Consider the following 13407-nt stretch of genomic DNA (forward strand, 5'->3'; position numbering starts at 1 on the left):
CTGCGCCTATTTGCGCACCGCACGCTCGCTGGCGGCCAGATCGGCGGTGGTCTTGGCCAGCCGGAAGGCGAGTTCGCGGATGATGCGTCCGGCCAGTTCCGGAAACTCCTTGATCAGCTCGAGAAAATAATCCTTGCCGATCTTGAGCGCGATCAGCTTGCCGTTGGCCCGCACCGTGGCAGAGCGCGGCACGTCGCAAAACACCGACATCTCGCCGACCAGCGCATGGTCGCGCAACTGCGCCACCACAACCTGCGCGCCCTCCGTTTCGGAAACGATGTCGGCGACGCCGCTGACCAGGATGAACGCGCTGTCGCCGGCGTCGCCCTGCCGAAACAGCACCTCGCCGTCGTTCAGCTCGACCCGATCGGCGGCGTAGGCGACCAGTTTCAGTTTCGACGGCTCGATCGAGGCGAACAGCGGAATCCGCCGCAGAACCTCGACCTCGTCATTCAGCGTGCGCATCGTCTTCCGCCCCTTTCTCGTCTGCCGTGGCCTCGCCATCGCCGCCATCGCCCGCGCGCGCGGCGATCTCGTCCGGCTCGTCTTCCACCAGCGTGCCGTTGCCGTACACCAGGACGCGGTCGAAAAGGCCGGCAAGCTCGTCGTCGAGAAGCACCGCCAGGATCCCCGGCTTCCAGTCTTCGTCGCCCAGAAGCGGGAGCGCGAGAACCCGCCGCATGGTCGCCTGCCGGCTGGCCACGTCCAGCGCGCCCAGCACTTCGTTGAAGATGATGATATCAGGTTTTTTGATCAGCGCCCGCGCCAGATGCAGCTTCTGGCGCTGCGTTTCCGACAGCCGCCGCCCGCCATTGCCCATCTCGAAATCGAGCCCGACATCGAGCAGGCCGTCCGAAAGCCCGGTGCGCGCGATCAGCTCCTGGACCGCCGCCAGCACCTTCTCGCGGCCATCGACCGCGCTGGAACTGACACGCCCCAGCAGGATGTTGTCGAGCACGGTTGCGGTCGGATTGTAGAGGTCCGGATCGTGGAAAAACACCGGCGCGGCCTCCATCTCCGAAACGGTCTCGCGCACATCCGCCCGCGCGGCCAGAATGTCGCTTTCGGTTTCGGCGTCGAGCACGCCGAAACGGCTGCGCGCCTCGCAATAATTGAAGGTGATGCGCAGCAGTTCCTCGCGGTCGGAAAGCGCTTTCGCCCCCGCCTTGGGGCGGCGTTGCGCGGGCTGTTGCTTGGCCTGACGGCCCATGCGCAGCCTGGCCATCATCTCCTTCAGCCGCGCCACTTCCTCGTAGCTGACATCGGCCACCGTCTCGAAGATCTTGCTGTCGGGCGCCAGGTCGCCGAACAGTTCGATGCGCGCTTCGGCGATGCGCCGGCCCATCTCCAAAAACCGCTCGCGCAGCCCGTGCCGGTCGAGGATCGCCAAGAGCACCGGATTGGTGGCCAGCGCGTCCAGCTCCCAGCCGGGGACGCGCGCGGTGCCGAACAGAAGGTTTTCGCCGATCGCGGCCTGGGCGTTGTAGCGCTTGGGGTCGAACGGCTCGACGATGCCGGCGACGCCGAACCCGGCCGCATTGTCGCGGAATTCGCGCCGCACCTCGACGATCTTGTCGCAAAAGGCGGGATTGTGTTCGGGATCGACGGTGCCGCGCAGGCCCAGATCCTGGATTTGCCGCGACAGGCCCGCCAGGTCGAGCACGGCCGCCACGTGCCGGTCGAAGGCCCGCTTGTCGGCAAGACCCAGCGCCGCAAGGTCGATCCAGTCCAGCGTCTCGTCCGGCGGCGCATCGTGCAACAGCCCGCCGCTGCCCTTGGGCGGGGTCGGCGGCGTCGTCTTCTCGGCAAACCCGACAGGCTGGTTCTTCAAAACCATGGTCAGATTGTCGCGGATCGTGCCGGCGGGAAAAAACGTGCCGGCATCGACATAGGCGACGCGCCGTCCGGTCAGGCTTTCGGGCAGATCGTCGAGCGGCTTGCCGTCGAGCGTGATCGTGCCGGAAACCGGCGTCGTCAGCCGCGCCAGCGCCGTGCACAACACACCCGCCGCGATCCGCGCGGCGTCGTTGCCGCCGGTCGCGATCGCCACCCGTTCGCCCGGCGCGATGGCGGCATGGAGATTTTCCAGCACCACGCGGCCGGTCTCGTCCTCCAGCCTGGCGCGCTCGGCACGGAACCCCTCGCGCAGCCGCGGCACGGCCTCTCCCGGCATTTGCTGGATCGCGGCCGGCAGCAGCCCGTCATCGCGAAAACTGTCGATCGTCTGCTCGTAGCGGGCCTCGTTGATCAGCCGGATCTGATCGTAGTCGATCAGGCCCTTGATCGGCCCGGGAAGATCCTTGTAGGCGGCGATCACCGCCACGAGCTGTCCGATGTCGAGCCGGCCGGTGATGACGAAATAACCGCCGAGCACGTAGAACAGGAACGACAGGAACTGCATCAAGAGATTGTTGATGTATTTGACCGCGAATTTGCGCTGATAGAGCTCGAAGCGGATATCGAGGATCGTGGACAAAAGCCCGTAATGGCGCGCCCGCGTGTAGTTGGAGATGTCGTTGACGTGGATGTCGGGCGCCATCTCCACCGTCTCCGCCACCTGGCCCGACAGCCGGCGCGCCTGCAATTGCCGCTGCCGGCCGAGCTGGATCAGCTTGCGCCGCAGGCGCGGAATGATCCAGACCTGGAAGCCGACGATCGCGATCGTCAGGATGCCGAAATAGAAATTCTGCAGAAACAGGAACAACAGGCCGGTGATCGCCTGCCCGCCCAGAAAAAGCGGCAGCGAGAACGCGTCGCCGACGAACTCGCCCAGCGGCTCGACCTCGTCCTTTATCACCGAGGCCGCCTCCGCCCCCTTCAAGTTGCGAAACCGCACCACCCGGTAGCGCAGCACCCGGTCGAGCAGCGTGTAGCGCAATTGCCTGAGCAGCGTCTCGCCGAGCTTGCCCTTGTAGGTGTTGACGTAGAGCTTGAAGGCGCCGTTGGCGACGACCGCGGCCAAGAAAAGCAGGCCGAGCGCGAAAAGCATCGCCAGCCGGTCGAGGGAAAACCCCTCGAACAGCACGATCTCGCGGCCGAAAACCTGTTCGGCAAACGGCAGGGGCAGGCGCAGGAAGGGCTGCTCGGCGCCGGCGGCCGAAAACCCCTCGCCCTGGATCGGCCCGTTGACGATCTGCTTGGGCAGTTCCAGCGTCAGGAAATAGAGCGGCATCGAGGCGACGATGACGATCAGGAGCCAGACCTGCTTGAGCCGGGAGTTCTGCCAGATGAATTTGAGCAGATTGCGTTCCAAGACCGGCCTATCCCCGCTCACCCGCCTGCGGACGCCCCGCCCGCCTGTCGGGGGTCAGATGTACATGCCGGCCCGCGAAGTTCAACCGGCCGGTCGCGCCGCCGTTCACCCGAACAGCCGCTCGCCCTGCTCGTCGATCATCTGCTTGGCCTTGCGCAGCGACACCGCGACCGCGTCCTCCTCGGCCGCGAAACGGTCGGCGCGGATCAGCCTGTGTTCCTTCACAACGCCGTCGATCTCCTTGGCGATCAGCGCGCAGGTCTGAAACTGGCCGCCCTCCTTGAAGGGCATCGCCTTGATCACGTAGCCGTTGTGCTCGATTTCGGCGGCCACCTTGGCCGCGGCCGGCTGCGCATCCCCGCCGCCGCCGAGCCCGAAAAGCCGTTTGAAAAAGGACATCGTCGTCTCCGCCTTGTGAAAGCCGCGCGGCGTGGCGCCGGCGCGGCATGGTTCGAAAGTCAGCCTGAGGCCACATGTAGCACGATTTCGCGCCGGTGCGCCCGCGCCCGGTGTTCGAACAGGTAGAGCCCCTGCCAGGTCCCCAGCAGCATCCGCCCCTCGGCCACCGGAATGCCGAGCGAGGTCTGGGTGAGCGCCGCCTTGATATGGGCGGGCATGTCGTCGGCTCCCTCGGCCGTGTGCGCGATCCAGTCCATCGCGGGGTCGTCCGCCGGCGGCACCAGCCGGCGGAAAAACCCGTCGAGGTCGCGCCGCACGTCCGGATCGGCGTTTTCCTGGACGACCAGCGAGCACGACGTATGCCGCACGAATACGGTCAAAAGCCCTTCGCCGACGCCGGTCTTGCCGACGAACGCGGCCGCGCGGTCGGTGAATTCGTAAAGGCCGGACCCGGCGGTCTCGATGATGATCAAAGTCAGCGCCATGCGTTTTCGTGCGCGGCGACGATACGCCCTGTCAAGGGGCGGGCAGGCCGGATATGGTGGACAGGCGCCGAGCGACGGAAATCGCGACCGTCTTCGACCGTTTCTTGACCGAAATCAAGCTGTTGCCGCAATCTGGCCGGTACAGTGCCTGGAACCTGCAAAAGGACGCGACCATGACCGATATCGACACGCGCAAGAAACAGCTCCTCAGCCGGCTGGCCGAGCTCGACGACCGCCTCACCCGCATCGAGGACGAACTCGACGACGCCCCCAATCCCGACTGGGAAGACAGCGCCGTGGAGAGCGAGGGCGACGAGGTACTCGAACAGCTCGGCACCAGCGGCCAGGACGAGCAGCGCGCCATCGAGGCCGCGCTCAAGCGCATCGAGGCCGGCACCTATGGCGAATGCGTCAAATGCGGCGCGGAGATTTCCGAGGAAAGGCTCGACGCCCTGCCGCACACACCATTCTGCCGCGAATGCGCGCGGGCGATGTAGCGGAACCTTTGCAACTGCCAGCCCTTATCGCCGGCCGGGTTTGAAAACCCGGCTGCGCGGTTTTCCCCTTTTCCCAACAAAAAACCCGGCCTTGCGTGGCCGGGCTTTTTTCGACGCAGGGTCGGACGTCAGCTGTCGAGGAAGCTGCGCAGCTTGCGGCTTCTCGACGGGTGCTTCAGTTTCCTGAGCGCCTTGGCCTCGATCTGGCGGATACGCTCGCGCGTCACCGAGAACTGCTGGCCGACCTCTTCCAGCGTGTGGTCGGTGTTCATGCCGATGCCGAAGCGCATCCTGAGCACGCGCTCCTCGCGCGGCGTCAGCGAGGCCAGCACGCGCGTCGTCGTCTCGCGCAGATTGGCCTGGATCGCCGCGTCGATCGGCAGAACCGCGTTCTTGTCCTCGATGAAATCGCCGAGATGCGAATCCTCCTCGTCGCCGACCGGCGTTTCGAGCGAGATCGGCTCCTTGGCGATCTTCAGCACCTTGCGCACCTTCTCCAGCGGCATGGCGAGTTTTTCGGCCAGTTCCTCCGGCGTCGGCTCGCGACCGATCTCGTGCAGCATCTGGCGCGAGGTGCGCACGATCTTGTTGATCGTCTCGATCATGTGGACCGGAATGCGGATGGTGCGCGCCTGGTCGGCGATCGAGCGGGTGATCGCCTGCCGGATCCACCACGTCGCATAGGTGGAGAACTTGTAGCCGCGCCGATATTCGAATTTGTCGACCGCCTTCATCAGCCCGATATTGCCCTCCTGGATCAGGTCCAGGAACTGCAGGCCGCGATTGGTGTATTTTTTCGCGATCGAGATCACCAGGCGCAGATTGGCCTCGACCATCTCCTTCTTGGCGATCGCCGCCTCGCGCTCGCCCTTTTGCACCTGGTTGACGATGCGGCGAAACTCGGAGATCGAGATCGCGGTTTCCTGGGCCAGATTCTGGATCTCGGTGCGCAGGGCGCGAATGCCCTGCCCCTCGCCTTTGGTGAATTCCTTCCAGCCGCGGCTGGACAGGTTGGCGATCCGCTTCATCCAGTTCGGATCGAGCTCCGAGCCCTGATATTCCTTGATGAACTCCTCGCGGCGCACGCCGTAGCTCTCGGCCAGACGCAGGAGGCGGCCCTCGTTCTGCACCAGCCGCTTGTTGATGTCGTAAAGCTGCTCGACCAGCGCCTCGATGCGGTTCTGGTTGAGCGACAGCGACTTGACCGCCTTGATCAGCTCTTCCTTGAGCTTCTTGTAGGAGCGCTCCTGGCTCGGCGACAGCGAGCCGGACGCCGCCAGCCGGTTTTCGACCTGCTGGTCCTGCAGCTTCCTGAGCTTTTTGTAGGTGTCGGCGATGAAATCGAGCGTTTCCATCACCTGGGGACGCAGTTCCGCCTCCATCGCGGCCAGCGACAGATTGGCCTCGTCTTCCTCGTCGTCCTCTTCCTCGGGCTGGCCCTCGCCGCCGACATTGGTGATGTCGTCGTCGCGGCCCCGGCGCGCGGCCTTCGGGTCTTCCTTCTTGGCCGCGTCGTCCTCGTCCTTGCGCTCGATCGCCGGAGCCTGCTTGGCTTCCGGGCCGGCATAGGTGGTTTCCAGATCGATGATCTCGCGCAGCAGGATCTTGGCTTCGTTGAGCTCGTCGCGCCAGATGATGATCGCCTGGAAGGTCAGCGGGCTTTCGCACAGCCCCGCGATCATCGTTTCGCGGCCGGCCTCGATGCGCTTGGCGATCGCGATCTCGCCCTCGCGCGACAGAAGCTCGACCGAGCCCATCTCGCGCAGATACATGCGCACCGGATCGTCGGTACGGTCGGTCGGTTCCTTCTTGGTCGTGGTGGCCGCGACCGCAGTGCCGGCCTGTTCGGTGAGTTCGGTCGATTCCTCCTCGCCGCCGGCATTGGCGCGCTCGCCCTCGCCGTCCTCGCTCGACTCGTCGTCCTCGACGACGTTGATGCCCATGTCGGACAGCATCGCCATCGTGTCCTCGATCTGCTCGGACGTCACCTCTTCCGACGGCAGGACGGCGTTGAGTTCGTCCATGGTCACGTAGCCGCGCTTCTTGGCGACCTTGATCATCTTCTTGACCGCGTCGTCGGAGAGATCGAGCAGCGGGCCGTCCGGACCGCCTTCGCGCTCGGTCTCGGCCTCTTCCTTTTCTTTTGTCGCCATGCGTGTGTCTCCAACTGCACGGAAGGTCGTCTGCCGCCTTCCGTTCGGGGGATCGGATGCGCCCGTCCGTTATCCCGTCAGCGAGTAACCGTCTCGCGTTAAAGCCCGCTTAACCCTGACATCGCCCTGTCGGGGTCCCCGGCCGGGAGGGCGGGGCCATCGTTAACGAATTCAACCCGCCCTGATTCCGTCATTTCCCGGCGAGGTCAAGCCGTGCGGCGCAACTTCGCGCGAAAAAAGCCCGCAAGCGTCAGCTTCGGGCTGTTTTGCCGGACAAGAGACCAAATCCTTCAATGAGCGCTTCCGTCGCCTGAGCATTGCGCAACTGGGCCTGGATTTCGAGCAGTTGCCGGTAATTCTCGTCGGTCGGGTCGGAGGCGAGCGCCGCCTCGGCCACCTTGAGTTCCTTATGTAGGGTGCCCGCCGAAAGGTGCAAGTGCAGCGCCTGCTCGAAGGCGTCGCGCGCGTCGTCGAGCGCTGCGTCGGCAAGCGCCGGCCATTGCCGCGCCCGCCGCACCAGCGTCTCGGCCCGCTTCCAGGCTTCGCCCAGACCGGCCTTTTCCAGCCAGCCGACCACCGCGTCGCGATCGGCCGCCACGCCGTGGGCGACGGCGTCGAGAAGCGCCGCGTGCAGGTGTTTCAGGTCCGGATGGGTCAGGTCCAGCCGTTCGGCGACATCGAAATGGCCGTCGAACAGCGCCGGGTGATTGATCAGCGACACGACCAGAACGGTTTCGCGCAGCGACATGATGCCGGCCGACTGGCGCACCAGCGCCGAGCGTGCCAGGCTTTGCGAGACGGCGAGACGGCCGGCCGCCTGCGCGCCCCGGCCGCGCCCGGCCTGGCCGGACCCGCCCGGCGCGTCGCCACGGTGGCGACCGCGCTCGGGCGTGCCGAAAAAGCCCTGCACGCGCTCGCGCATCTCCTGGCCGTAATGTCGGCGCACGCTTTCGTCGCGAATGCGCCCGACGAGGTCGCGCAGGCGTTTTTCCAGCTCGGCGCGCCGTTCGGGCGTGTCGAACACGCCGCCGGCCGTTTCGCGCTGCCACAGCATGTCGGCGAGCGGCCGCGCATCGGCGAGAACCGCCGAAAACGCCTCCTTACCGCCCGCCTTGACCAGGTCGTCGGGGTCCTGGCCTTCGGGAAGCAGGGCAAAACGCAGGCTGCGGCCGGGCCCGATTTCCGGCAGCGTCAGGTCCGCCGCCCGCCACGCCGCCTTCAGTCCGGCCTGGTCGCCGTCGAAACACAGGATCGGCTCCGGCGACATCCGCCACAACAAGGCGAGCTGGTTTTCCGTCAGCGCCGTGCCCAGCGGCGCCACCACATTGGCGAAACCGGCCTGGGCGAGCGCGATCACGTCCATATAGCCTTCGACCGCGATCACGGTGCCCTCGCGCCCCTGCCCCTTGCGGGCACGGGCGAGATTGTAGAGCACGTTGCCCTTGTGGAAGAGCTCGGTGTCGTTGGAATTGAGATATTTGGCAGCGATCGCCGGCGACATGGCCCGGCCGCCGAAGGCGATCACCCGTTCGCGGGCATCCTCGATCGGAAACATGATGCGGTCGCGGAACCGGTCGTAGGAGACCGCGATGTCGTCGCCGTGCACGACCAGGCCGCAGGCCTCGATCTGATCCTTGCCCACGCCCTTGGCCGCGAGATAGCTCTTCAGCGCATTGCGGCTGTCGGGCGCGTAGCCCAGCCGGAAATTCTGCTGGGTGGCCGAACTGACGCCGCGCTCGCGCAGATAGGCGCGCGCGGCCGCCCCGGCGGCCGACTGCAGTTGTTCCTGGAAAAACGCCGCCGCCAGGTCCATCACCTCGCTCAGGCTGGCGCGCTTCTTCTCGCGGCGCTCGGCCTCGGGGTCGCGCGCCGGCATCGGCACACCGGCCATGTCGGCGACCCGCTCGACCGCTTCGGGGAAGGACAGGCCGTCGAGCTCGGTCAGAAACCGGAAATGGTCGCCCGACACCCCGCAGCCGAAGCAATGGTAGCGGCCCTTGCGGTCCTCGCAGTGAAAGCTCGGCGTGTTTTCGCCGTGGAACGGGCAGCACGCCCAGTAGTCGCCGCGCGAGGCGTTGGTCTTCTTGCGGTCCCACGTCACGCGCTGGCCGATGACGGCCGAAATCGACACCCGGTCGCGTATCTCGTCGAGGAAGGAGGGTGAAAAGCGCATAAACCTGTCTCCGTCCCCCATATAGGCGCGCCCCGCGACGCGCGCGAGCGCAATCGCCCGCCATACCCGGTTTTCACAGCTTCGGCCCGGTCGCGGGTTCGGCCGCCAGGCCTTGATCGCGGCGAAAACGGCGCGATTCATCCTTTTTCAAGCCCGACCTGCTAGACCATGCGCCGATATCGACGCGGGGGCACGATATGTTGACGGTCTATAACTGCATCCTCACCGAGCACGATCTGCGGCTTGTGCTGCTTGCCGCCGTGACCTGCCTGATCGCGTCGCTCACCGCGGTCAATCTTCTTCACCATGTCGGCCGGGCCCGCGGCGTCATGCGCCACGTGTGGACGGCCGTGGCGGCGACCGCCACCGGCTCGGGCGTCTGGGCCACCCATTTCATCGGCATGCTCGCCTTCCAGCCCGGCGTGCCCAACGGCTATCATCTCGGCCTGACCCTGGTGTCGCTGCTGGTCGCCATCCTGGTCACCGGCGCCGGCATCGCGGTTGCCGTCGCGCGCCCCGACATCGACAACCGCCTGGTCGGCGGCGCGATCATCGGCGCGGGCATCGCCGCCATGCACTATGTCGGCATGGCCGCCTTCCAGGTCCAGGGCGTGGTCGCCTGGAACCAGCTTTTCGTCGCCGCCTCGCTCGTGGCCGGCGTCGGTCTTGGCGCGCTCGCGGTGTTCGTGGCGCTGCGCTCGCGGACCATTCTTGCCCGTGTCGCCGGCGCGCTGGTGCTCACGCTGGCCATCTGCGGCATGCATTTCACCGGCATGGGCGCGGTGTCGATCCTGCCCGACGCCGCGGTCGCCGTGCCGGCAAGCGCCATCCCCGCGCCGCTGCTTGCCGGTGCGATCGCGGCCGCAAGCTTCATCATCCTGCTTCTGGTCTGCACCGCGCTGTGGATCGACGTGCGCGACTATCGTTATGCCGAGCGCGAAGCCGCGCGCATGCACAATCTCGCCGACGCGGCGATCGAGGGGCTTTTGCTGTGCCGCGGCACCCGTCTGGTCACGGCCAATGCCAGCTTCATGGCGCTGACGGACTGGACGCCGGACAGTCTGGCCGGCCGCCATCTCACCGATCTGTTTCCCGACGAAGACGTATGCAGTTCCCTGCTCGACGGCTCGCAGGAAATCTTCGAGACCGAGCTGGTCATCAACGAGGGCAACAGCGTGCCCGTCGAATTGTTGTCGCGCTTCGTCGACTATGGCGGCAAGCCGCATCTCGTGGTCGCCGTGCGCGACATCCGCGAGCGCAAGGCGGCCGAGGCCGACATTCGCCGGCTCGCTTTGCACGACGCGCTGACGGGCCTACCCAACCGGCGCGCCTTTTCCGCCCGGCTGGACGAGGAAATCCTCGCCATCGGCGACACGGGCGGCCATCTGGCGCTGCTGTGCCTGGACCTCGACCGCTTCAAGGAGGTCAACGATCTGTTCGGCCACGCCGCCGGCGACGTGATGCTGAAGAAGGTCGCGCGCTGCGTGTCGGGCGCGCTCGGCGAGGGACAGATGCTGGCCCGCCTCGGCGGCGACGAATTTGCCGTCATCGCCCCGCGCCTGGCGCGCCCCGAGGACGCCGCGCGCATCGCCGAGGCGGTCTTGGGCGCGTTCCGCGAGGAAAACGAGGACGCCAGCAATGAGGGTCTGATGTCGACCAGCATCGGCATCGCGCTGTTTCCCGACGATGCCTGCGACCGCGAGACGCTGTTGAGCAACGCCGACGCCGCGCTCTACCGGGCCAAGTCGGAAGGCCGCGACACCTGGCGCTTCTACGAGGAGGCGATGGGCATGGAGGCGCGCGCCCGCCGGCTGATGGAGCACGAGCTGCGCCATGCCGTCGCCCGCAACGAATTCCGCCTGGTCTACCAGCCGCAAAAAAGGCTCGACACCGGCGAGACGATCGGTTTCGAGGCGCTGCTGCGCTGGTCCAATCCGGCCCGCGGCAATGTCTCGCCGGCGCTTTTCGTCCCGATCGCCGAGGAAAGCGGCATCATCGTGCCGATCGGCGAATGGGTTCTGCGCACCGCCTGCAAGGAGGCCGTCACCTGGCAGAAGCCGGTGACGATCGCCGTCAACGTGTCGCCGATCCAGCTTCACAGCCCGAGCTTCGTGCAGACCGTGCACGAGATCCTGCTGCAGACGGGTCTCGCGCCGAGCCGGCTCGAGATCGAGATCACCGAGACCGCGCTCGTGCGCGACATGACCCGCGCCCTGACGACGCTGCGCCAGCTCAAGGCGCTCGGCGTCCACATCGCCATGGACGATTTCGGCACCGGCTATTCCTCGCTGTCCAACCTGCGCGCCTTCCCGTTCGACAAGATCAAGATCGACGGCTCCTTCATCAAGCAGGTCGACACCAACGAACAGGCCGCCACCATCGTCAAGGCGGTGCTCGGCATCGGCCGCGGCCTCGGCCTGCCGGTGCTGGCCGAAGGCGTGGAAACGTCGGAGGAGCTGCAGTTCCTGGCCGGCGAGTTCTGCCAGATCGGCCAGGGTTACCTGCTCGGTCGTCCCGACCCCGTCGCCGCGCTCGACGACAGGCCCGATGTCGAAGACCGGCGCGAATCCGACGCCGCCTGAGCGCGCAAAACCGCCGAAAAACGCCCCTCGCGGCCACGTTGCGCGACGCCGCCGCGCGGCGTATCGTGCGCCCGCCCGTCCGTTCTCCGGCTAAACGATCGGCCCCCGGGCGGCGCGCCGGCACGGAGTGGAAATCCATGAGCTCGCCGTTTTTCCCGGTCCCGAGCGACAGCGCATCTTCTGACGCGGCGCGATGAGCGGCTCGCTGGTTCTGCTGCATCTGGCCGGCGCCGTGGCGCTGCTGTTGTGGGCAACCCGCATGGTGCGCACCGGCGTCGAGCGCGCCTACGGCAACATTCTGCGCCACCGGCTGCGCGCCACCCTGCGCAACCCGCTCTTGGCGGTTCTGGCCGGCGCCGGCCTGGCCGTGGCGCTGCAGAGCGCGACGGCGGTCAGCCTTCTGGTCGGCTCGTTCGCCGGCGCCGGCATCGTGTCGCCGACCGCCGGACTGATCGCCGTTCTGGGCGCCGATATCGGCTCGGCGCTGGTCGTCAAGCTGTTGTCCTTCGATCTCGCGCTTCTGGTGCCGGTGTGCCTGGTCGCCGGCACGACCATGTTTCTGGCCACCCAGGCGCGCAGCTGGCGCCAGTTCGGCCGCATCCTGATCGGGATCGGCCTGCTGATCCTGTCGCTGCGCATGATCGGCGAGGCGTCGGAACCGTTGCGCGACAGCCGCCTGCTGCCGGTCGTCGTCGACTATCTCGCCGGCGACCCCGTCACCGCCTTCATCGTCGCCGCCCTCACCACCTGGCTGTTTCACTCCTCCGTCGCCGCGGTCCTGCTCGTGGTGGCGCTGGCGGGCCGCGGCCTGGTTCCGGCCGAGCTCGGGCTGGTCTTCGTGCTCGGCGCCAATCTCGGCGGCGGCGTCATCGCGGCCATGCTGGCGCGCACCATGCCGCCGCTGTCGCGCATCGTGCCGGTCGGCAATCTTGTCGTGCGCGCCACCGGCGCGATCCTGGCCCTGGTCGCGGTCACGCTCCTCGGCGCGCCGCTGCAGCGGCTGGGCGCGACGGCGCCCGAACAGCTCATCCACGCCCATCTGCTGTTCAACGGGCTTTTGGCCGTGCTCGGCGTTCCGGTCGCGGGCCTGGTCGTGCGTGCCGCGACGGCGCTGATGTCGGCGCGCGCCGCCCCCGCCGCGGACCTCATGGCCGCCACCGAACTCAGCGCGCTCAACGAGAGCGCGCTCGACAAACCGGCCCAGGCGCTCGCCAACGCCACGCGCGAAGTGGTGCGCGTATGCGAGATCGTCGAGATCATGCTCCAGCGCATCATCGAGCTCTACGCCCATGCCGACAAGGACGGCATCGACGCGCTCGCCGCCCTCGACGACCGGGTCGACAGGCGCCACGCCGCCATCAAGCTCTATCTGGCCAAAACCACCGTCCACCCGCTGACCGAGGACGAGGCGCTACGCTGCCAGGAACTCATCGGCGCCTGCGTGAAACTCGAGCAGGTCGGCGACATCATCGTGCGCAACATGCTCGTTCACGTGCGCAAGAAGATGGAGCGCGGCCTGGAATTCACCGATGAGGGTTGGCGCGAACTGACCGGCTTCCACGCCGCCGTCGCCGCCAATGCCAGGCTGGCCTTCAACGTGCTGGTGTCGCGCGACAGCGAGACCGCGCGCCAGCTCGTCGCCGAGAAGGACCGGCTGCGCGACGAGGAAAAAGCGTCCAACCAGAGCCATTTCGACCGGCTGCGCGAAGGCACGGTGAAAAGCCTCGAAACGAGTTCGATCCATCTCGACACGCTGCGCGACCTGAAGCAGATCAATTCGCTGCTCGCCTCGATCGCCTACCCGGTTCTGGAAGAACACGGCATGCTCAGCGACACGCGCCTGAAGGCGGGATAGGCCCCGCGCC

The 13407-nt window shown here is 66.8% G+C and carries 9 protein-coding genes; 3 read left to right on the forward strand and 6 right to left on the reverse strand.

Annotated features, from left to right (window positions below; translation table 11 throughout):
* Positions 1-6: 6 nt before the first annotated feature.
* The 4 genes from EP380_RS14425 to EP380_RS14440 all read right to left on the reverse strand — a co-directional run bounded on the left by EP380_RS14425 (position 7) and on the right by EP380_RS14440 (position 4137).
* Positions 7-465 (reverse strand): cyclic nucleotide-binding domain-containing protein, encoded by a 459-nt coding sequence (locus EP380_RS14425; protein WP_106573549.1) that lies wholly within the window; start codon positions 463-465, stop codon positions 7-9.
* Entirely contained in the window at positions 449-3253 is a 2805-nt protein-coding gene (locus EP380_RS14430; protein ID WP_127599082.1) for an ABC transporter transmembrane domain-containing protein, read from the reverse strand. Before EP380_RS14430 ends, EP380_RS14425 begins: the two co-directional genes overlap by 17 nt.
* A gap of 105 nt (positions 3254-3358) precedes the next feature.
* Complete coding sequence (locus EP380_RS14435; protein ID WP_127599083.1) at positions 3359-3652, reverse strand: HlyU family transcriptional regulator; 294 nt, start codon at positions 3650-3652, stop codon at positions 3359-3361.
* A 59-nt stretch (positions 3653-3711) separates the two neighbouring features.
* Positions 3712-4137, reverse strand: coding sequence for a secondary thiamine-phosphate synthase enzyme YjbQ (locus EP380_RS14440; protein WP_127599084.1), 426 nt, complete (start codon positions 4135-4137; stop codon positions 3712-3714).
* Positions 4138-4310: 173 nt separating this feature from the next.
* Between EP380_RS14440 and EP380_RS14445 the strand changes: the two genes are divergently transcribed.
* A complete protein-coding gene (locus EP380_RS14445) occupies positions 4311-4634 on the forward strand; it encodes a TraR/DksA family transcriptional regulator (RefSeq protein WP_106573568.1) in 324 nt (107 codons plus the stop codon).
* A 128-nt stretch (positions 4635-4762) separates the two neighbouring features.
* On the opposite strand, the gene rpoD is transcribed toward EP380_RS14445, so the two are convergent.
* Together rpoD and dnaG are read right to left on the reverse strand one after the other, a co-directional pair.
* Positions 4763-6787: an RNA polymerase sigma factor RpoD gene (gene rpoD, locus EP380_RS14450; protein ID WP_106573553.1), complete on the reverse strand. Its 2025-nt coding sequence runs from the start codon at positions 6785-6787 to the stop codon at positions 4763-4765.
* Between the two features lie 250 nt (positions 6788-7037).
* Complete coding sequence (gene dnaG / locus EP380_RS14455) at positions 7038-8960, reverse strand: DNA primase (protein WP_127599085.1); 1923 nt, start codon at positions 8958-8960, stop codon at positions 7038-7040.
* Between the two features lie 197 nt (positions 8961-9157).
* Between dnaG and EP380_RS14460 the strand changes: the two genes are divergently transcribed.
* The gene (locus tag EP380_RS14460) at positions 9158-11542 is read left to right on the forward strand and encodes a bifunctional diguanylate cyclase/phosphodiesterase (RefSeq protein ID WP_127599086.1); all 2385 of its coding nucleotides are present in this window, start codon (positions 9158-9160) and stop codon (positions 11540-11542) included.
* 193 nt (positions 11543-11735) lie between these two features.
* Positions 11736-13397 carry a Na/Pi cotransporter family protein gene (locus EP380_RS14465; RefSeq protein WP_127599087.1) on the forward strand — a complete coding sequence of 554 codons (1662 nt, stop codon included), beginning with the start codon at positions 11736-11738 and terminating at the stop codon, positions 13395-13397.
* The last annotated feature ends 10 nt before the right edge of the window (positions 13398-13407 follow it).

This window comes from Nitratireductor alexandrii (assembly GCF_004000215.1).
GTDB lineage: Bacteria > Pseudomonadota > Alphaproteobacteria > Rhizobiales > Rhizobiaceae > Mangrovimarina > Mangrovimarina alexandrii.